The sequence below is a fragment of the Pseudomonas sp. TWR2-1-1 genome (genome assembly GCF_049897045.1).
Lineage (GTDB): Bacteria > Pseudomonadota > Gammaproteobacteria > Pseudomonadales > Pseudomonadaceae > Aquipseudomonas > Aquipseudomonas versuta.
Genome location: NZ_JAFCVM010000001.1, coordinates 709,598 through 729,679, shown reverse-complemented (window position 1 = coordinate 729,679; position 20,082 = coordinate 709,598). Strand labels below are relative to the sequence as shown.

The 20,082-nt window shown below is 58.4% G+C and carries 20 protein-coding genes; 10 read left to right on the top strand and 10 right to left on the bottom strand.

Going from position 1 to position 20,082, the window contains the following annotated elements; translation table 11 throughout:
• Positions 1 to 21: 21 nt before the first annotated feature.
• Positions 22 to 846 carry a tRNA 2-thiocytidine(32) synthetase TtcA gene (ttcA, locus tag ACP7BO_RS03485; protein ID WP_426208628.1) on the bottom strand — a complete coding sequence of 275 codons (825 nt, stop codon included), beginning with the start codon at positions 844 to 846 and terminating at the stop codon, positions 22 to 24.
• 268 nt (positions 847 to 1,114) lie between these two features.
• On the opposite strand from ttcA, the gene ACP7BO_RS03480 reads away from it, so the two are divergent.
• Together ACP7BO_RS03480 and ACP7BO_RS03475 are read left to right on the top strand one after the other, a co-directional pair.
• A complete protein-coding gene (locus ACP7BO_RS03480) occupies positions 1,115 to 1,717 on the top strand; it encodes a Yip1 family protein (RefSeq protein ID WP_060691014.1) in 603 nt (200 codons plus the stop codon).
• Positions 1,718 to 1,842: 125 nt separating this feature from the next.
• Positions 1,843 to 2,337: a SprT family zinc-dependent metalloprotease gene (locus tag ACP7BO_RS03475; RefSeq protein ID WP_060691013.1), complete on the top strand. Its 495-nt coding sequence runs from the start codon at positions 1,843 to 1,845 to the stop codon at positions 2,335 to 2,337.
• 48 nt (positions 2,338 to 2,385) lie between these two features.
• Here the strand turns inward: ACP7BO_RS03475 and ACP7BO_RS03470 are convergent, their stop codons facing one another.
• The 3 genes from ACP7BO_RS03470 to ACP7BO_RS03460 form a co-directional block, all read right to left on the bottom strand.
• Positions 2,386 to 3,720, bottom strand: a complete 1,335-nt coding sequence (locus ACP7BO_RS03470; protein WP_060691012.1) for a dicarboxylate/amino acid:cation symporter — start codon at positions 3,718 to 3,720, stop codon at positions 2,386 to 2,388.
• Positions 3,721 to 4,089: 369 nt separating this feature from the next.
• Positions 4,090 to 5,436, bottom strand: a complete 1,347-nt coding sequence (locus tag ACP7BO_RS03465) for an ATP-binding protein (protein ID WP_397455945.1) — start codon at positions 5,434 to 5,436, stop codon at positions 4,090 to 4,092.
• Positions 5,433 to 6,110, bottom strand: coding sequence for a response regulator (locus ACP7BO_RS03460; protein WP_060691010.1), 678 nt, complete (start codon positions 6,108 to 6,110; stop codon positions 5,433 to 5,435). The genes ACP7BO_RS03465 and ACP7BO_RS03460 overlap by 4 nt, the downstream gene beginning before the upstream one ends.
• 135 nt (positions 6,111 to 6,245) lie before the next feature.
• Here ACP7BO_RS03460 and ACP7BO_RS03455 point away from each other — a divergent pair, with 135 nt between their 5' ends.
• The 4 genes from ACP7BO_RS03455 (at position 6,246) to ACP7BO_RS03440 (ending at position 11,638) form a co-directional block, all read left to right on the top strand.
• Complete coding sequence (locus ACP7BO_RS03455; RefSeq protein WP_426208624.1) at positions 6,246 to 6,995, top strand: 4'-phosphopantetheinyl transferase family protein; 750 nt, start codon at positions 6,246 to 6,248, stop codon at positions 6,993 to 6,995.
• A complete protein-coding gene (locus ACP7BO_RS03450; protein ID WP_426208622.1) occupies positions 6,986 to 8,740 on the top strand; it encodes an ATP-binding protein in 1,755 nt (584 codons plus the stop codon). The genes ACP7BO_RS03455 and ACP7BO_RS03450 overlap by 10 nt, the downstream gene beginning before the upstream one ends.
• Before the next feature lie 3 nt (positions 8,741 to 8,743).
• The gene (locus ACP7BO_RS03445; RefSeq protein WP_426208621.1) at positions 8,744 to 10,078 is read left to right on the top strand and encodes a sigma-54-dependent transcriptional regulator; all 1,335 of its coding nucleotides are present in this window, start codon (positions 8,744 to 8,746) and stop codon (positions 10,076 to 10,078) included.
• A gap of 237 nt (positions 10,079 to 10,315) precedes the next feature.
• Entirely contained in the window at positions 10,316 to 11,638 is a 1,323-nt protein-coding gene (locus ACP7BO_RS03440; protein WP_397455941.1) for an MFS transporter, read from the top strand.
• Between the two features lie 69 nt (positions 11,639 to 11,707).
• Here the strand turns inward: ACP7BO_RS03440 and ACP7BO_RS03435 are convergent, their stop codons facing one another.
• Positions 11,708 to 12,463 (bottom strand): hypothetical protein, encoded by a 756-nt coding sequence (locus ACP7BO_RS03435; RefSeq protein ID WP_426208619.1) that lies wholly within the window; start codon positions 12,461 to 12,463, stop codon positions 11,708 to 11,710.
• A 390-nt stretch (positions 12,464 to 12,853) separates the two neighbouring features.
• Here ACP7BO_RS03435 and ACP7BO_RS03430 point away from each other — a divergent pair, with 390 nt between their 5' ends.
• Entirely contained in the window at positions 12,854 to 13,111 is a 258-nt protein-coding gene (locus tag ACP7BO_RS03430) for a hypothetical protein (protein ID WP_426208617.1), read from the top strand.
• A gap of 280 nt (positions 13,112 to 13,391) precedes the next feature.
• Entirely contained in the window at positions 13,392 to 14,012 is a 621-nt protein-coding gene (locus ACP7BO_RS03425) for a flavin reductase family protein (protein ID WP_426208615.1), read from the top strand.
• Positions 14,013 to 14,015: 3 nt separating this feature from the next.
• On the opposite strand, the gene ACP7BO_RS03420 is transcribed toward ACP7BO_RS03425, so the two are convergent.
• Together ACP7BO_RS03420 and ACP7BO_RS03415 are read right to left on the bottom strand one after the other, a co-directional pair.
• Positions 14,016 to 14,249, bottom strand: coding sequence for a hypothetical protein (locus tag ACP7BO_RS03420; protein ID WP_426208613.1), 234 nt, complete (start codon positions 14,247 to 14,249; stop codon positions 14,016 to 14,018).
• Positions 14,250 to 14,281: 32 nt separating this feature from the next.
• Positions 14,282 to 14,596 carry a putative quinol monooxygenase gene (locus ACP7BO_RS03415; protein ID WP_426208611.1) on the bottom strand — a complete coding sequence of 105 codons (315 nt, stop codon included), beginning with the start codon at positions 14,594 to 14,596 and terminating at the stop codon, positions 14,282 to 14,284.
• A gap of 318 nt (positions 14,597 to 14,914) precedes the next feature.
• On the opposite strand from ACP7BO_RS03415, the gene ACP7BO_RS03410 reads away from it, so the two are divergent.
• Positions 14,915 to 15,844 (top strand): AraC family transcriptional regulator, encoded by a 930-nt coding sequence (locus ACP7BO_RS03410; protein WP_397455936.1) that lies wholly within the window; start codon positions 14,915 to 14,917, stop codon positions 15,842 to 15,844.
• Here ACP7BO_RS03410 and ACP7BO_RS03405 read toward each other — a convergent pair.
• Positions 15,839 to 17,470 (bottom strand): 5-guanidino-2-oxopentanoate decarboxylase, encoded by a 1,632-nt coding sequence (locus tag ACP7BO_RS03405; protein WP_426208609.1) that lies wholly within the window; start codon positions 17,468 to 17,470, stop codon positions 15,839 to 15,841. The genes ACP7BO_RS03410 and ACP7BO_RS03405 overlap by 6 nt on opposite strands.
• 112 nt (positions 17,471 to 17,582) lie before the next feature.
• On the opposite strand from ACP7BO_RS03405, the gene ACP7BO_RS03400 reads away from it, so the two are divergent.
• Positions 17,583 to 18,467 carry a LysR substrate-binding domain-containing protein gene (locus tag ACP7BO_RS03400; protein WP_397455934.1) on the top strand — a complete coding sequence of 295 codons (885 nt, stop codon included), beginning with the start codon at positions 17,583 to 17,585 and terminating at the stop codon, positions 18,465 to 18,467.
• 62 nt (positions 18,468 to 18,529) lie between these two features.
• Here the strand turns inward: ACP7BO_RS03400 and ACP7BO_RS03395 are convergent, their stop codons facing one another.
• Both ACP7BO_RS03395 and ACP7BO_RS03390 read right to left on the bottom strand, forming a co-directional pair.
• Positions 18,530 to 19,144 carry an NAD(P)-dependent oxidoreductase gene (locus ACP7BO_RS03395; protein ID WP_426208606.1) on the bottom strand — a complete coding sequence of 205 codons (615 nt, stop codon included), beginning with the start codon at positions 19,142 to 19,144 and terminating at the stop codon, positions 18,530 to 18,532.
• A 43-nt stretch (positions 19,145 to 19,187) separates the two neighbouring features.
• Entirely contained in the window at positions 19,188 to 20,072 is an 885-nt protein-coding gene (locus ACP7BO_RS03390; protein WP_426208604.1) for an MBL fold metallo-hydrolase, read from the bottom strand.
• Positions 20,073 to 20,082: the final 10 nt, after the last annotated feature.

The following is a 20,082-nucleotide window of genomic DNA, read 5'->3' as shown; positions in this document are numbered from 1 at the left end:
TCTCCTATTTGGCTATCAGGCTTACAAATTCAGCAGGTTGACGAACCGCGGTGCGGCGTTGTCGTCAATCTTCAGATTCTTGAAGTCGTACAGGTTACGGTCCGCCAACTGCGAGGGCATCACGTTCTGCAAACTGCGCAAGATACTCTCGGTGCGGCCCGGCGTCTTGCGCTCCCACTCCACCAGCATGTCTTTGACCACCTGACGCTGCAGGTTCTCCTGGGATCCGCACAAATTGCACGGGATGATCGGGAATTGCTGCAAATCGGAGTAAGCCTGGATGTCCTTCTCGTTGCAGTACGCCAACGGCCGGATCACCACGTTGCGACCGTCATCGGAGCGCAGCTTGGGCGGCATCGCCTTGAGGGTGCCGTTGAAGAACATATTCAGGAAGAACGTTTCAACGATGTCATCGCGATGATGCCCCAGCGCCATCTTGGTCGCGCCGATTTCATCGGCAAAGGTGTACAGGGTGCCGCGCCGCAAGCGGGAGCACAGCGAACACGTGGTCTTGCCTTCCGGGATCAGTTCCTTGACCACCGAGTACGTGTCTTTTTCAACGATGTGGTATTGCACACCCAACGACTTGAGGTAGGCCGGCAAAACGTCTTCGGGGAACCCCGGCTGTTTCTGATCCATGTTCACGGCCACGATTTCAAACTGGATGGGCGCGACCTTTTGCAGGTGCAGCAGCACATCGAGCAGGGTGTAGCTGTCCTTGCCGCCCGACAGGCAGACCATCACCTTGTCGCCGTGTTCAATCATGTTGAAGTCGGCCACAGCCTCACCGGTCAAACGACGCAGGCGTTTCTGGAGTTTATTTTGAGAGACCGAAAGAGTGCCCATAGCGCTTCAAATCCGCGAGTTAAGACGAAAAACCGGGGATTTTACTGAAAAAACCCTGCCATACGAAGCCCCGTACCGGGCTAAAGACTTCAACGCGATAAGCGCAGTTCTGACAGCGCAATATGCTCTAACGGGCCGGGTTCATTGGGTAGCAGGTTTCCTATACTGCGAATTAGGCCGCATGCCTACGTACTGGACACATGATCTGGCTGCGCGACCGGCACGTGTCCCACTGGGGGGCGATGCGTCTTTTACAGGAGCGACAGCCATGATCCATCACGTTGTAGGGCTTTTCACCCACCCCGATCAAGAGTGGCGTGAAATACGTGGCGATGCAGAAGAAAGCATTGGCCATATGTACTTCACTCACACACTTATTCTGGCCGCCATACCGGCCATTTCAGCGTTTATTGGCACCACCCGGGTCGGCTGGTCCATCGGCAGCCGTGCAGCGGTGATGCTGACCACCGACAGCGCGCTGTGGATGACCTTGATGTCTTACATAGCGATGCTGGCAGGCGTAGGCGTAATGGGCGCCTTTATCCACTGGATGGCACGTACTTACGATGCTCAACCGAGCATGGCGCGCTGTATCGCCTTTGCCACCTATACCGCCACACCCCTGTTTATTGGCGGGCTGGCAGCTCTGTATCCGCATATGTGGCTGGGCATGTTGGTCGGTACCGCAGCCATTTGTTACACCGTGTACTTGTTGTACGTCGGCTTGCCGACCTTTATGAACATCGACCCGGATGAAGGCTTTTTGTTTTCCAGCTCAGTACTGGCAGTCGGCCTGGTGGTGCTGGTGGCGATCATGGCATTTACCGTGATCATCTGGGGCCTGGGCGTAGGACCGATCTATACAAACTGAAAGACCACCCCTCTGCAGGAGCTCGCTCCTGCAGAGACCGGATGGTTGCATGACCATTGGGCGCTATCAGCTTCGGAACCCCTCCCGATTGCGGCATAATCGCCGGCTCTGGAGAACCGAACCGCATGCCCGAGTTGCTCAATACCCGCGTCGAAGACTGTTTCCAACAGGCCGAAGTATTTTTCAAACGCCCTTTCAAACGCCCCGTAGTCAGCCTCAAGCTGCGTGGACAAAAAGCCGGTGTCGCGCATTTGCACGAAAACCTGCTGCGCTTCAATCCACAGCTGTACCGCGAAAACAGCGAAGACTTCCTCAAGCAGACTGTCGCTCACGAAGTCGCGCACCTGATCGCCCACCAGCTGTTTGGCGACCGCATCACGCCCCATGGCGAAGAATGGCAATTGATCATGCGCGGGGTGTACGAACTGCCGCCCAATCGCTGTCATACCTATGCCATCAAGCGCCGTAGCGTCACGCGCTACATCTACCGCTGCCCTTGCCCGAACAGCGATTTTGCGTTTTCAGCCCAACGCCATGGACTGGTCAAGCAAGGCCGCGGCTATCTTTGCCGTCGCTGCCGAAACACCCTGGTGTTCAGCGGTGAAACCCGAGTCGAATAAACGGTCATAAAAAACCCATCCGAAGATGGGTTTTTTATGCGCCTGAATTTACTTCGACAGCTCCGGGGCCGGGCCTTCAGCCACCCCCAGATCGTCGGCAGGACGCATGTCATTCAACGGGCTGCCACCGGAGTTGAGCTCGATCTGGAGCTTGTCTTCGTCCAGTTCTTTGACCCACTTGGCAACCACCAGCGTGGCGACCGCGTTACCAATCAGGTTGGTCAGGGCACGGGCTTCGGACATGAAGCGGTCGATACCCAAAATCAGCGCCAGACCGGCAACCGGCAAGTGGCCTACAGCCGACAAGGTCGCAGCCAGCACGATAAAGCCACTACCAGTCACGCCAGCAGCGCCTTTGGACGATAGCAACAACACCAGCAGCAGAGTGATCTGGTGGGTGATGTCCATGTGCGTGTCAGTTGCCTGGGCAATAAACACTGCAGCCATTGTCAGGTAGATCGAGGTGCCATCAAGGTTGAACGAGTAGCCGGTCGGAATGACCAGACCCACAACCGACTTCTTCGCGCCCAGACGCTCCATCTTCACCAGCATGCGTGGCAGGGCCGATTCGGACGAGGAGGTGCCCAGGACGATCAGCAGTTCTTCACGGATGTAGCGAATCAGCTTGAGTACGCTGAAGCCGTGAGCGCGAGCGATGCTGCCCAGAACGACCAGCACGAACAACACGCACGTGATGTAGAAACAGATCATCAACTGACCCAACTGCACCAGCGAACCCACACCGTAGGCACCGATGGTGAAGGCCATGGCACCCAGCGCTCCCAGGGGCGCCAGTTTCATGATCATGTTGATGATGTTGAACATCACGTGGGCGAAGCGATCGATGAAGTCCAGCACCGGCTTGCCGTAAGCACCCAGGCGGTGCAGGGCGAAACCGAAGATCACCGAGAACATCAGCACTTGCAGGATGTCGCCGTTGGCAAACGCGCCCACGATGGTCGAAGGGATCACGTTAAGGATGAAGCCAACGATGCTCTGGTCCGCACCGGCAGTCACATAGGCCGCTACTTTGGAGGCGTCCAGGGTGGCCACATCGATGTGCATGCCAGCGCCCGGTTGAACCACGTTCACCACAACCAGCCCGATCAACAGGGCGATGGTTGATACCACTTCAAAGTAGAGCAAGGCATAACCACCGGTCTTACCGACCGACTTCATGCTCTGCATACCGGCGATACCGCTCACCACCGTACAGAAAATAATTGGCGCGATAACCATCTTGATCAGTTTGATGAAGCCATCACCCAAGGGTTTGAGCGCTACGCCGGTTTCCGGGTAGTAATGGCCCAGCAAAATACCGATAGCAATCGCTACGATCACTTGCAAATACAGGGATTTGTACAGTGGCTGACGAGTCGTCATTGCAAAGTTCCTCAAGTGCATCACTCAGTCGTCATTCCATCTGAGACCGGTGATACCCAAAGCGCGAACCCTCCTGTACTTGGAGGGATTTGTTGTGTTGAGCTGCTCTAACGGCAGACCTCTCGCAACACACTTTGCAAGGCGCGGGCCACATTGGGCAAAAGCCCCGCATGGCTGTGGAGCCTGGCTCTGGGGGGGAAGTGCGGACAGGTTTTGCAGAACAGGAGTTGGCGGGTTTCCGCCTTATCGAAGGGGTATGACGGGGTAGATGGCGGATATCCGCCTTAAACAGAACACATCTACCTGCAGGAGCGAGTTGCTCGCGATCTTTTCAACCCGTTAGCAGACTGCCCGCCCCTGCAGGATGTATCACAACGCCGGAAAATGAATCCGGAATGCCGCCCCGCCCAGCGACGAGTCATCCAGAGTCAGTCTGGCGTCGTAGCTTTCGATGATGTCCTTGACCACTGCCAGCCCGATACCTTGCCCGGGATGCTGGCGATCCAGACGTTCACCACGGCGCAAGATGCGGGCGCGCTGATCAGGAGGGACGCCGGGGCCATCGTCTTCAACGCAGACTTCAACCCCGTGAGCGTTGCGATGCAGGCTGATGCGAACTTGTCCAAGACACAACCGATAGGCGTTTTCCAGCAAGTTACCCAGTAACTCCAGCAGCGCATTCTGTTCAATGGGTACATGGCTCAGAGGCGGTATGTCACAGCTGACCTTGACCTGTTTGTCGCGGTATACCTTGTCCAGGGTGTTGCACAGGCTTTCAACCACCGGCAGCAGTTCCACCTGATGACGCACCAGACCGCTCTTGCGCAAGCTGGCGCGCTGCAACTGGTAGCTGATTTGCTGGTTCATGCGCTCGATCTGGTTTTGTAGCACCCAGGCCTGCTCACGATCCTCCGGGCGCTGGGCCATGCTTTCACTGACCCCTTGCAACACCGCCAGCGGGGTTTTCAGACTGTGGGCCAGATCGTCGAGAGAATCGCGGTAACGGGTACGCTGCTCGCGCTCACTTTGCAGCAAGCGGTTTAATGAGCCGGTCAGGCGCAACAGTTCGCGGGGATGTTGTTCGCTGAGGCTATCGCGCTCGCCGGTTTCAATCTGGTCCAACTCCTGACTCAAACGTCGCAAGGCACGTAACCCCCAAGTCAATCCAATCCAGAGCAGCGCCAGCAGCACAACCAAGGCTGCGCCAAACCCCATATAGAGGTTTTCTCGCAGCCCGGCCAGCGTCAGGTTGTATTCACGCATCGGTTGCAGGGCTACAAAACTGAAAGCCGCACTTTTGCCACCCAGCAACTTGACCTCGACATCGTAGACAAAAAACTCTTCGCCATTGTCTTCACGAATACTCGCAAACTCGTTACCACGCCCATCGTAGCGTGGTTTGTAGTTTATGGATTCTTCTTGCGTGGCCCGCGAGCGCCAGACCAGATGGCCCTCGCGGTCATAGATATAGCCGAGCATCCTGCTGTCAGGCAGGTTGAGTTCCTCGTCCGGAAGCAGAGCCGGCATTTTCAGATGGTTTTTTTCAACCCTGGCCGCCGAGATCAGCGTGCTCACATCGGATGCCAAGCGTTGCTCGATGGCATCCTTGAGCGCCAGGCTGAACGCCCCTTGCATCGCCGGTAATAACGCGAGCATAAAGAGAACGGCCAACAGTGTGGCCGCCAGCATCAATCGAACCCGAAGCGAACGGATCAACGACAACGCTCAGTAAACAGGTACCCCAAACCGCGTACCGTATCGATTGGCTTAAAGCCGTTTGCCCCCTCAAGCTTGCGTCGCAGGCGCCCGACCAGCACCTCGATCACATTCGGATCACGCTCCTCGTCATCCGGGTACAGCTGTTCCATCAGTCGGTCCTTGGCCACCACCTGCTGGTGATGGCGCATCAGGTATTCCAGTATCCGGTACTCATAGGCAGTCAGCGCCAGGGGTTCGCCCTCCAGCACTGCTTGCTTGCGATTGATGTCCAGCACCAGTTCGCCAGCGACAATGGTTGACTGGGTAAAACCACTGGAACGACGCAGCAAAGCATTCAGACGTGCTTCCAGCTCTTCGAACTGGAACGGCTTGACTACGTAATCGTCAGCGCCGGCAGCCAGCCCTTCAACCTTGTCTTGCCAGTTGCCACGTGCAGTGAGAATCAGGATCGGGAAAGTCTTGCCCCGCTTGCGCAGCTCGCGAATCAGCTCAAGACCGCCCAGACCCGGCAATCCAAGATCAATCATCGCCAAATCATGATTGAACTGCCCGGTCTGGTACAACGCCTCTTCGGCATTGGCCACTGCCTCGACCACATGGCCATTTTCGGTCAGACGGGTTTGCAAGTGATGGCGCAACAACGCCTCATCTTCAACCACCAGCAATTTCATTGCGCTCTCCCAAGCAAAATCCGCGTCTTGAAGGACGTTTGTCCTATATAGCTTAGCCACACACAGTATGTCGTGCGCCCTGAACATACTCTGAACAATTGCACAGCATGGCCGCCAGCCTGCAAAATGCCCGGCATGAACCGACTCCCCGCATTGCCTGCCTGCTGCACCCCCCTGCGTGACGAATGGCCCTTGCCCCAAGCGCTGCCCGGCTGCGTGTGGTTCAGCACCGGTTTCAACCCCGCCCAACTCACGCCTGACGATTTTGCGCACAGTGCCATTGAGATCCCCGCAAGTATTCAACGCTCTGTGGCCAAACGCCAAACCGAATTTCTGGCCGGCCGAGTGTGCGCCCGCGCCGCTTTGCTGCAGTTGGACGGCACCAGCGCCATTCCGCCGATAGGCGAAGATCGCGCCCCGATATGGCCTGCACACATCAGCGGGGCAATCACTCACAGCCATGGCACAGCGGCTGCCATTGTTGCGCTTAAAAGCGAGTGGCAAGGGTTGGGTATGGACTTGGAAAACATGCTCAGTACCGAGCGCGCCCAGCGCCTGGCCAGGGAGATCCTCACCCCTGATGAGCTTCAGGCCATGGCTGACGGGGCTGTTGAAGACATTGCGCTACTGGTGACGCTGACTTTTTCGGTCAAGGAAAGCCTGTTCAAGGCGCTCTTCCCTTTGGTACAAAAACGCTTTTACTTTGAGCACGCGCAAGTGCTGAGCTGGACACGTGAAGGCCATGTGCGCCTGCGTCTGCTCACTGACCTGTCGCCTGAATGGCATGAGGGTCGTGAGCTGGATGCGCAGTTCGGCCTGTATCAAGGGCAATTGCTGAGTGTGGTGGCGATCAGCGCTGCACACGACTTGCCACCATGCCGGTAACCTCTCGTGCCCTGCGTCTGGCGCTGTACTGCGCGTTGATTCTGGCCGGAGCCGCGGTAGCTGGCGGCTGGGCTATGCATAAGGCCGAGCAGCATGCTCTGGAAGAAAGCGTGCTGCGTGGCCCCGAGCAACTGAGCCTGTATGCCAATTCGCTGCATACCCTGATTGAGCGTTATCGGGCGTTACCCGCAGTGCTGGCGCTGGATTCCGAACTGGTGGCAGCCCTGAGTGCTCCCATCACCCCCCAAGTGCAAGCAGCGCTCAATCAAAAACTCGAACGCATCAATGGCGCGGCACAGTCCTCGACTCTGGAGCTGCTCGACAGGACCGGACTGGCGGTGGCAGCCAGCAACTGGAACACCTCCAACAGTTATGTGGGCCATAACTATGGCTTTCGACCTTACTTCAGCCAGACCCGCAGCCAGGGCTCCGGACGTTTTTATGCGGTGGGCGTGACCAGCGGCATTCCGGGGTATTTTTTGTCCAGTGCGGTACTCGATGCCAACGGTCAATTCTCCGGGGCGATGGTGGTCAAGCTGGAGTTCCCGCAGCTGGAGCGGGAGTGGAATCACGGTAACGACACCCTGCTGGTCAGCGATGCCCGGGGCATTGTGTTCATCGCCAATCAGCCGGGCTGGCGTTACCGCATGCTGCGGCCGCTGAATGACAGTGATCGCAGCGAAATATCCATCACCCGCCAGTATCACAACCAGCCGCTGACGCTGCTCAAAACCCGCACCTTGCGCAGTTTTGCCGAAAACAGCTTTCTGACCCGCGTCGACGCCCCCAATGGTCCGGCAGATTACTTGTGGGAATCTTTACCGCTGAGCGCTGAAGGCTGGACCTTGCACCTGTTACGACGCCCTGTGGTCGCAGCTGAGGACAGCCGCAATGCCGCCCTCGCGGCCGTCGGCCTGTGGTTGACGCTGGTATTTTCGGGCCTGTTTTTACTTCAGCGCTGGCGCCTGGGCCGTTTGCGCCAGCGTAATCGTGAAGAACTGGAGCAACTGGTAGAAGCCCGTACCCGGGATTTGCGCACCGCCCAGGATGGCCTGGTGCAATCGGCCAAGCTCGCGGCGCTGGGGCAAATGTCGGCGGCGCTGGCCCATGAAATCAATCAACCGTTAACCGCTCAGCGCATGCAGCTGGCCTCCTTGCGCCTGTTGCTCGAGCACGGCCGGATCGACGATGCCTATAAAGCACTGGTGCCTCTGGAGCAAATGCTGACGCGTATGGCCGCCCTCACCGGCCACCTCAAAACCTACGCCCGACAAAGCCCAAGCGGTTTGCGCGAACGACTTGATCTGGCCGCCGTAGTGGATCAATCCCTACAGTTGCTCGAACCGCGTCTGAAAGACGAAGAGATTGATTTACAGATTGATCTGGTGCGCCCGGCATGGGTACGGGGCGATGCCATTCGCCTGGAACAGGTGTTGATCAACCTGCTGCGCAACGCACTGGATGCCATGCGCGACAAACCCCGCAAGCATCTGCACATCCGCATCGAAGCAGATCAGCAGCTATGGAAACTGACCGTCAGCGACAGCGGTGGCGGCATCAGCGAGGAGCATCTGGGCAAAGTATTCGATCCTTTTTTCACCACCAAACCCGTGGGAGACGGTTTAGGCCTGGGGCTGGCGGTGTCTTACGCCATTGTTCACGAAATCGGTGGTCGCCTGACTGCCTGCAATCAGGCTGATGGCGCGCTCTTCACGCTGACGCTGCCCATCGCACAGGAATCTTGAAACATGCTCAATTCGGTGATCGTGGTCGATGATGAGGCCAGCATTCGCACTGCCGTTGAACAATGGCTGAGCCTTAGCGGCTTTAACGTTCAGTTGTTCAGTTGCGCGGAAGATTGCCTGAACCAGTTGCCCGCACATTTCGCCGGAGTGATTGTCAGTGATGTGCGCATGCCGGGGATGGGTGGCCTGGCCCTGTTGACCCGCTTGCAGCAACTGGACCCGGACCTGCCGGTCATTCTCCTGACCGGGCATGGCGATGTGCCAATGGCGGTCGAAGCCATGCGTGACGGGGCTTATGACTTTCTGGAAAAGCCTTTCAGCCCCGAAGCGTTGCTGAGCAGCCTTGGCCGCGCACTGGAAAAGCGCCAGCTGGTACTGGAAAATCGCCGGTTGCACGAACAGGCAGACCTGCGCCAGCAGATCGACGGGCGCCTGCTCGGCGTGTCCCGCAGCCTGCAAACCTTGCGCCGCCAGGTGATCGAACTGGCACCGCTGCCGGTCAACGTGCTGATCCGCGGCGAAACCGGCAGCGGCAAAGAGCTGGTCGCCCGCTGCCTGCATGACTTTGGCCCACGGGCCGATAAACCTTTTGTCGCGCTCAATTGCGCGGCGATCCCCGAACAATTGTTCGAGGCCGAATTGTTCGGTCACGAAAGCGGCGCGTTCACCGGCGCACAGGGCAAACGCATCGGCAAACTGGAGTATGCCGATGGCGGCACCTTGTTTCTGGATGAAATCGAAAGCATGCCCCTGGCTCAGCAAGCCAAATTGCTGAGGGTGCTACAGGAGCAAAAACTCGAGCGCCTGGGCTCCAACCAGAGCATCAAGGTTGATTTGCGGGTGATTGCCGCCACCAAGCCCGACTTGCTCGAAGAAGCCCGTGCCGGGCGTTTTCGCGAAGACCTGGCCTATCGCCTCACAGTGGCCGAGCTGCGCCTGGCACCTCTGCGCGAACGCCGTGAAGATATTGCGCTGTTGTACCAGTACTTTTCCCACACCGCGGCCGAACGCCTGGCGCGCACACCGCGGCCACTCAGTGGGCCACAGCTGTCACGCCTGTTGAGCCACGACTGGCCGGGCAACGTGCGCGAACTGGCCAACGTTGCGGAGCGTGACGTCCTGGGCCTGAGCGAACCGCAGTTTGAAGACATCAATGCTGGCCAGTCACTCGTGGCGCAGCAGGAAGCCTTTGAAGCGCAATGCCTGCGAGCCGCCCTCACCCGGCATAAAGGCGACATCAAGGCGGTACTCAACGAACTGCAACTGCCACGCCGCACCCTGAATGAAAAAATGCAGCGTCATGGACTGGTACGTGAGGCATTCACACAACCTGTGTAGGAGTGAGCTTGCTCGCGAGCTGTTAGTTGCCGCGCTGAAAAACGCGCGCCGACAGCAGGCACGCCATATAGGCGGATTTCCGCTCATTCAAACTTGCAGCTCGGCGGATACCCGCTCACCCAGAGTCGCCACCCCTTGTAAACCGGGGCTTCCAGCCTTGGCACAACTCCTGCTATAGCCCTGCAAGCTCGCGTTTTGACGCGCTATAAAAAAACAAATAAAAGAAGGATCCATTTAATGGATAACTCAAGCACCCTGCCTGCCGGGTCAGCTGCTGCAAGCCCGAAAGTGAAGACCACCTCCAGCCGTATCAAATCCATCTTCAGCGGTTCCGTCGGCAACATGGTCGAATGGTACGACTGGTATGTTTACGCCGCTTTTTCGCTGTACTTCGCCAAAGCCTTTTTCCCGAAAGGCGACACCACTGCCCAATTGCTCAACACCGCCGCGATCTTCGCCGTCGGCTTTTTGATGCGTCCGATCGGCGGCTGGCTGATGGGCCTGTACGCTGACCGCAAAGGCCGTAAAGCCGCGCTCATGGCTTCGGTATTGCTGATGTGCTTCGGCTCGCTGCTGATTGCCCTGTCACCCGGCTACGAAACCATCGGCGTCTGGGCACCGGTCCTGCTGGTCTTCGCCCGCTTGCTCCAAGGTTTGTCGGTCGGTGGCGAGTACGGCACCTCGGCGACCTATCTCAGCGAAATGGCGACCAAGGAGCGTCGCGGTTTCTTCTCCAGCTTCCAGTACGTAACCCTGATCTCGGGCCAGCTCATCGCGCTGGGCGTGTTGATCGTGCTGCAGCAAACGCTTACCGAAGAGCAGCTGTATAGCTGGGGCTGGCGGATTCCGTTCGTGATCGGCGCCCTGTGCGCAGTGGTCGCGCTGTACCTGCGTCGCGGTATGGAAGAGACCGAGTCTTTCAAAAAGGTCAAAACCGAACCGAAAGAAAGCGCCATGCGCACCCTGATGCGTCATCCAAAAGAGTTGATGACCGTTGTCGGCCTGACCATGGGCGGGACGCTGGCGTTCTACACCTACACCACCTACATGCAGAAATACCTGGTGAACACGGTCGGGATGAGCATCTCCGACTCCACCACTATTTCCGCTGCCACGCTGTTCCTGTTCATGTGTATCCAGCCCCTGGTGGGCGGCCTGTCGGACAAGGTAGGCCGACGCCCGATCCTTATCGCCTTCGGTGTGCTGGGCACCCTGTTCACCGTGCCGATCCTGACCACACTGCACACCATCACCACGTGGTGGGGGGCGTTTTTCCTGATCATGGCGGCGCTGATCATTGTCAGCGGTTACACCTCGATCAACGCTGTAGTGAAGGCTGAGCTGTTCCCGACCGAAATTCGCGCCCTGGGCGTAGGCCTGCCTTACGCACTGACGGTCTCGATCTTCGGCGGCACGGCTGAATACATTGCCCTGTGGTTCAAAAGTGCAGGTATGGAAACCGGCTACTACTGGTACGTGACAGCTTGTATCGCCTGTTCGCTGCTGGTGTATTTGACGATGAAAGACACCCGCAAACACTCGCGTATCGAGACCGACTAAACGTCCCTGATTCTGTAGGAGCGAGCGTTTAACAGATCGCGAGCACGCCCGCTCCTACAGGTTCATCGTTTAAGACAACCCGGCCACCGCAGGCCGGGTTTGTTTGTTTTTGGCATACGCGGCCCCCGCGATCATCGCCACCAGTATCCCCGCCAGTACCAACGACGAACCGATGGTGCCGAAGTCCAGCCCGCCCTTTTCATGGGGTTTGGTCAGGAAGTCGCCCAAGGTCGCGCCAAATGGGCGCGTCAATACGAAAGCGACCCAGAACAACACCACCGACGAGATTTTGCTGAAGTAACGCGCCAGCACCACAACCGCAATGGTTGCCCCGATGAACAAGGCACCTCCTGCAAAACCCAGCCCTGAATCATCCGCCAGGTAATCGCCCAGAGCGGTACCCAGGGTGTTGGAAAACAGAATCGCCATCCAGTAGAACATCTCGCCGCGCGGGGTTTGCACCTTGCTGACGTTGAGCGATTCACCGCTCCATTTCCACAGCGCAAAAATCGCCACCAGTATCGACACCAGAATCAATGAGCCTGTGGCGTAACCCAGGCCCAGGCTGCGGTCCATAAAATCCGACATGGTGGTGCCAGCCGTACTGGTCGACAGAATCACCAGCCAATACAGCACAGGGTTGTAGGTTTTGGAGAACAGCTGGGTCAGCAGGGTGAGAACGAACACACTGATCAGGATCATCGAACTAACGGCATAGCCCACATCAAGGGTCATGGACAACAAGTCGCCTGCGGTCTCGCCCAGGGTCGTGGCGCAGATTTTCATCACCCAGAACGCAAGGGTGATTTGGGGAAGTTTATTCATTCGGTGAAGGCTCCAGGTCTCAAGGGTGCAAAGCCGTTGTAGTTGTCGGCTTTTTTGCCCGTAGAAGCCTGCTACCCACGCGGTGAAAAATAGGTAACGCGCAGATGAAAAGCCTGTCTGCACATAAGAATTTTCCGAATTAATTATCAGTTAATGCTGATAGATCACTATCAACCCTAGCGAAAACCGGCCCACAGCTGATTCGACCCGTTATCGAACGGGAGGCAAAACAGCTTGTAGAGCTTGTTTTCGAACGGACCTATATATCGAATAAGCTGATTATTTAGTGCTATTTTTTGCGCTTTTTAATCAGATTAATAGGCGTAGTCTTAAACCCATAGCAACGAAACATCCCGCTCTGCACAAGAGCCCGTAACAAGGAGCACGACCATGAACACCAAATTGATCCTCGCCGCCGCCCTCTCCGTCCTGGCTTTCAACGCTTTTGCCGGTGATGGTTTTGATCGTACCCAGTCAGCAACCTTTGCTGAAGACGGCTACAGCCGCACAGGTTCTGCCGCAGTTGCTGGCGACGGTTACGACCGTACCGGTTCTGCCACTTTTGCCGAAGACGGTTACAGCCGCACCCAGTCGGCGACTTTCGCCGCTGATGGCTATGATCGCACCCACGGCGCCCGCTTCAGCTAACACCTGAAACTGGCACTCCAGCCCGGCTTCGGCCGGGCTTAGTCGTTTCTGGAGGATGGTAAATGGCAATGGCCTTCTACCTGTAGCAGCGAGCTTGCTAGCGAGCTGTATGATGGCTGCGGCGCTGCGTTGAAAATGCTCGCGAGCAAGCTTGCTCCTACAGGGTTCAGGGGTGTTCCAATCACGCCCAAAATCTGAAAAAAACAATCTTGTTTTGTCATTCAACAAAATGGCTTGCACTATGTTGCCCCTCTATCTCAGCCGTTTGCGGACTCTTGCCATGCATGACGACATCCATTTCTACGAACCGTCCAAGGGCCACGGCCTGCCCCATGATCCGTTCAACGCCATCGTCGGGCCGCGGCCGATCGGCTGGATTTCGTCGCAGGATGCGCAGGGCCGGCTGAACCTTGCGCCCTACAGCTTTTTCAATGCGTTCAACTACATCCCGCCAATCATCGGGTTTTGCAGTGTGGGCCGCAAAGACAGCCTCAATAACATCGAGCAAACCGGCGAGTTCGTCTGGAACCTGGCGACCCGGCCTTTGGCCGAGGCGATGAACCAGAGCTGCGCGATGGTCGCGCCAGAAGTCAATGAGTTCGAACTGGCAGGGTTGACGACTGCGGCCTCACGCATTGTGAGTGTGCCCCGGGTGGCTGAAACCCCGGTGTCGTTCGAGTGCAAGGTGACGCAAATCATCCAGCTGCAACGGGCCGATAAAGAACTAGTGCCAAGCTGGCTGATTCTGGGAGAAGTGGTGGCGGTACATATCGCCAGACATCTGCTTAAAGACGGGATTTACGATACCGCCGCCGCTGAACCCATTTTACGCGGCGGCGGCCCGGCGGATTACTTCCAGCTGGGGCCTGAGGCACTGTTCAAAATGCATCGCCCCCGCTGACCGTTACCAGACCAGTTCGGCGTCCTCAGTGACGCCTTGCAGGGCTTCAAGCTTTTGGGCGGCTGCGGCGTCGGCTTCGGTCGCTGTTTTAAAGGTCTGTTCGATCAATACTTTGTGAAAACGCGGCGCTCCGCCTTCGTACAAGGCCTTGACCGCAATCGCCGCGTGGTAAGTCCCGGGTTCTACCGGAACTACCGCTGATACCGCCTCGAACTGTGCAAACTCTTTACGCGCCATGCTGAAAACTCCGGCCACAAAAAACCGGCATTCTACCTGCTCGGCACGCCTGCATCGCTGAAGGTTTTGAAATCGATACGTTCGACTACCTGCCGGTGTACCAGCACGGTGTAAATGTCCATCGCTGCTGAGTTGAAATAGGCCTGCATCGAGGGCTCATCCTGCCAATAGCCCGCGACATGCCATAACAGCGGGTCACTGTCGCAATGCTGCAGGGCAAAGTGCAGGCACCCGGCAGTTTTGCGGGTGGGCTCGAGCAGTTGGTTGAGACAGGCTTGCACTTGGGCCGAGCACCCGGCGCGAGCGCGAACCAAGGTCATATGACTGACGGCATTGGACTGGGGCATGGTGGCCTCCACAAAATAAAGTGGCACAGGAGAGAGGTTCAAAGCTTATAGCCCGGCACTCCTGGCCGTTAGTCGATTCCTGCCCCTGGCTTGCACGATTCTGCAAAACCTTGCAGCTCTCCCTCCTCCGCCCGGATACGCAGCAAACTGACAGGGCACTATGCTTTCAAGCAATCCTCAGCCTCTGCGACGGCTTCGCCAGACTGTTCAGACCTGGCGCTGACAGAATCAGGCAAGCCTTCAGCAGAAATCGACTACCCCTGTGCCTTGCACAAACTTAAGCTGTGTCCACCCTGGCGCTTTAATAAGGATGCTCCCATGTCACTGCTGGAACCGCCGCGACCCGCGCTCGACCCCGCGCTAGAAACACAGCGTGTGGAACTGGCTGACCTGATCTACCGCCACGCCTGTAAAGACGGCACATTCACCACGCCCGTCGAGGCGTTGTTTGTGTCGCGTTACAGCCAGCCCAGCGACTTTGCCCCCAGCCATCCAAAACCGGCGCTGTGCATCATGGCCCAGGGTCGAAAAGAGGTGCGGCTGGCAGATGAGTACTTCGCCTACGACCCGCTGAACTACCTGGTGGTATCGGTCTCGATGCCCATCAGCGGCCGGGTCCTGGAAATCTCCCCCGAACGGCCGGTTCTGGCCTTGCGCCTGGATATTGACCCGGTGGAAATCACCACGTTGATCAGCGACGCCGGGCCCATGGGCGTACCGTCGCGACCTGCGGGCCGGGGCCTGTATGTCGAGCCCATCGACCAGCCGATGCTCGATGCGTTGCTGCGCCTGACCCGCCTGCTCGACACCCCGAAAGATATCGCCATGCTGGCGCCGCTGATCCGCCGCGAGATTTTGTATCGCCTGTTGCGCAGCCCGCAGGGCTACCGGCTGTATGAAATTGCCAGCGAGAACAGTCAGACCCATCGCGTGAGTCGGGCCATTTCCTGGCTCAACGGCAACTTCGAACAACCTCTGCGCATCGACAGCCTGGCCCGCGAGGCCAATCTCAGCGTGTCGACCCTGCACCACCGTTTCAAGGCGATGACAGCCATGAGCCCGTTGCAGTACCAAAAACAGCTACGCCTCAACGAAGCGCGGCGGCTGATGCTCAGCGAAGGGCTGGATGCATCGGCCGCCGGTTATCGCGTGGGCTATGAAAGCCCGTCGCAATTCAGCCGCGAGTACAGCCGTCTGTTTGGCGCGCCACCGGTACGGGACCTGGCACGCCTGCGAATGAGCTTATAGCCCGAGCGATTGCTGCCAGTTGTGCTCGTCGATTTCGATCACGGTCGGCCCCTGACGGTCGGCGGCACTGGCCAGTGCGGCGCGCAATTGCCCTTCCCCCTCAACCGCCAGTGCGGTACAGCCCATGGCTTTGGCCACAGCGATGAAATCCGGGGTGTAGATGTCGACGCCGACCGGCTCGATGGCGCGATTGAGCATGTACTTCTTGATTTCGCCGTAGCCCTGATTGTTCCACAGCAACACGATGACCGGCGTGCGTGCTTCAACCGCGCTGGCCAGTTCCGCCAGGGTAAATTGCAAGCCGCCATCGCCAATCAGGCATAGCACCGGACCACCCGCCCGACCGCCACTACGAAGCCCCAGCCAGGCACCAACGGCCGCCGGCAAGGCATATCCCAGGGTCCCGTAGCCCGTCGAAGAGTTGAACCAGCGCCGCGGCTGATCGGGATTGAAGGTCAGGTTGCCGGTGTACACCGGCTGGGTTGAATCGCCGACACACACGGCATCCGGCAACACGTCGAAGACCGTCTGCAAAAAGTGCGTTTGCGCGCGGGTGGGCGCATCCCACTCACTTGCCAGCTGTGCCTGCAAACGACTGACCCGCGCCGCGCCCCATTCGGTGCAGCGTGCCGGCAAGGCGCCAAGATCGGCCAGCAAGGCTTCGGCGGCCAGTCTGGCATCCGCCACCAGGGCCAGCGCCGGGGCATAGTTGCGCACCGTCTGGTCGGGGTCGATATCGACCCGCAGCAAGGCGCCGGGGATCTCAAAACCACCGGCAAAGGTCACGTCGTAATCGGTCTCGGCCAGCTCTGTGCCAATGGCCAGCACTACGTCTGCCTCGGCCACCAGGGCGCGGGTGGCGACCAGCGACTGGGTGGAACCGATCAGCAGCGGGTGGGTGGCAGGCAGCATGCCCTTGGCGTTGATGGTCAAGGCTACTGGCGCTCCCAGCCGTTCGGCCAGTTGCAGGAGAGCCGGGGCCGCGTCAATTGCACCACCGCCTGCCAGGATCAATGGGCGTTTGGCCTGGGCCAGGCGCTGGCTCATCTGCTCGATGGCTGCCGGGGCGGCGCCAGGTCGCGCGATGCTGACGGGCTGGCTGTCGAGCAGCGCGTCGGCGTTTTCCACCAGCACATCCAACGGGATTTCGATGTGTACCGGCCGTGGTCGGGCGGCCTGAAACACGGCAAATGCACGGGCCAGTACGGCCGGCAGCTCAGCCGCCGACATCAGGGTATGGGAAAACGCAGCCACTGCGGCCACCATCGCACTCTGGTTCGGCAACTCGTGCAGCTTGCCGCGCCCACCGCCCAACTGACTGCGCGACTGCACACTGGAGATCACCAGCATCGGGATCGAATCCCCATAGGCCTGGCCCATCGCCGTGGTGATATTGGTCATGCCCGGGCCGGTAATGATGAAACACACCCCGGGTTTGCCACTGGTACGGGCATAACCATCGGCCATAAAGCCGGCACCTTGCTCGTGACGGGGGGTCACGTGGTTGATCGGCGACCCCGCCAGCCCGCGATACAACTCAACGGTGTGCACGCCGGGAATGCCGAATACCTGCTCAACCCCGTACGCCTCCAGCAATTTGACCAATACTTCGCCGCACGTCGCCATCTGTTCTGCCCCTCTTCTTGTTCTCAAATGAACCATTGAAGCGGTCGAGTGTGGCGTGCACAACGCAAACCTGCACATACTAGCCATGTCCTGTGCTCATGGCTGACTTCTGATGAAACGCCTTCCGCCACTCCCTGCGCTGCATACTTTTTTAATCACGGCCCAATGCTGCAATTTCACCCGGGCCGGGGAGCAGTTGCATATCTCCCAGGGCGCCGTGAGCCGGCAAATAGCCGGGCTTGAGGATCACCTGGGCTATGCGCTGTTCCACCGCCAGGCACGGGGTTTGAGCCTGACCGAACAGGGCCAGGCACTGTACCCGCGCATCGAGCAGGCGTTCGACTTGATCGGTGAAGCGGTCGAGCAAGCCAGCGTGCGTCGCACCCCGCTGCAGATCAAAGCGCCTACCTGCATGTTGCGCTGGCTGCTGCCCAAATTGATGCAATGGCAAAAGCTGCGCCCGGACGTACCGGTCGAACTGACCAGCAGCGTGGAGCACGGGGTGGATTTTCGCCGCGAGGCGTTCGATGCCGCAGTGATATACAGCGCCACCCCAGGGCCAAAACGCCAGGGCCAACACCTGCTGGACGAGCAACTGACGCCCGTTTGCGCCCCGCAGTTGCTGGAAGGCAGCGATGCTATCAATAGTCTGAGCGACCTTAAGCACCACAGGCTACTGCACCCCAGCCGTGATCAACGGGACTGGACCAACTGGCTGAATGCCGCCGGGGGCGATGTCTCCAGCATCTGCCAGAATCAGTATTTCGACACCCTCGACCTGGCCATGACTGTGGCTGCCCAGGGCAACGGTGTTGCGATCGGCGACTGGGCGCTGATCGGCGACGACCTGAAAGCGGGCCGTCTGGCTCTGCCCTTTGACCTGAAAGTGCGCACAGGGGCGGTGTATCAACTTGTATGCTCGCCGCGCAGTGAAGACTCGACGCCGCTGCGCGAATTGATGGCGTGGCTGGTCAAGCAGGCAGCATCAACTTTGTAGGAGCGGGCTGGCCTCGCGATGAGGTTATCGCCAGACCCGCTCGCCCCTGCAAAAGCCGCTAATCAGTAACCGACTGTAAACCGCTGACGCGAATGATCGGGATGCTCTACTTCATCGAGCATGGCAATGGCGAAATCGGCGAAAGTGATCCAGCTTTTGCCTTCAGCACTGACCAGCAGATGATCTTTGCCCAGGCGGAATTTGCCGGTGCGCTCGCCTTCTACAAACTCGGCAGAGGGTGACAGGAAGCTCCAGTCCAGGTCCTTTTCAGCACGCAAGGTATCCAGGTAAACGCCGCCAGCGCTGGCTTCCGGCTTGTACTCCTCGGGGAAGCCCGGGCTTTCGATGACTTTAGTATCGTCGGGCGACAACAACGAACCCGCGCCACCGACAAACAGCAGGCGTTTGATCCCGGCTTTTTTAACCGGTTCGATGATTGCCGCAGCCGGCTGGGTCGAGAAGTGTGCGGCACTCAACACCACATCGTTGCCTGCCACTGCGTCTTGCAAAGCCCTGGCGTCGTTGATATCCACGTCTTTGGTCACGACCCCGTCCCGGGCACCGATTTTCGAAGCATGACGGGCGATGGCAGTAACGCTGTGGCCTCGGCGCAGGGCTTCTTCCAGCAATTGGCTACCCGCGCGACCGGTAGCTCCGATAATTGCAATTTTGCTCATGACGTTCTCCGGTTGGATTGCTTGGCGTGAGGCAAATTTCGCATCACCACTTCATTTCGCCCTTGGCGACTTTAGCGCTCAGTTCCAGAGAGGACTCTTCGCCCAGATCCGGGTAGCGCTTTTTCATTGCCGCGATCAATTCGCCCGAATTGCGGGCCTTGAGGGTTTCTTCGTCAAACGCCTTGATGTAGTCGCGAGTAAAATGCACGGCGTTCAGGGAGCGGTCGTTCTCGCCCAGATAATGGCCTGGCACGACCACTTGCGGTTGCAGGCTGTCGATCCGTTTGAGGGTAGCCAGCCAGTGTTTGTGGGACTGCGGCGTCTGGGTGTCAGCCATCCAAACGTGCAGGTTGTCAGCCACCACTACCCCGCCGACCACCGCCTTGAGCGAGGGAATCCAGACAAAGGTGCGGTCGGGTTGTCTGCCGCCAAGACCGACAATGTCCAGTTCATGCCCTTCAAGACTGAGGGTGTTGCCCTTGAGAACCTGGGGCACGATCAGCTTGCCCGGTACATCCTTGCCCATCTGCGGTCCCCAGAACGCCAGCTTGGCATCCTTGGTCTTGTTGATGTGCTCAACGGTCGGCCCCGAAGCCAGTACTTTGGCGTCCGGAAAAGCCTGGGTCAGGGTCTCCAGACCGAAGTAATAATCCGGGTCGCCATGGCTGATGTAGATAGTGGTCAGGTGCTTGCCGCTGGCGCGGATCTTGTCGACTACTTGCTGGGCCTGAGCTTTGGCAAATTGGGCATCGACCAGAATGGCGTCTTTTTCACCGCTGACAAGTACTGAGGACACCGGGAATATTGCCGCAGCCCCCGGGTTGTATACATCCAGGGTCAAAGGCCTCGGGGCAGCCGCTGCGTGGGCAGTAAAGCCCAGCACAACGGCACTAAGAACGAAACGGCGCAGGGTCGAAAATCCAGGCATGAGGGTATCC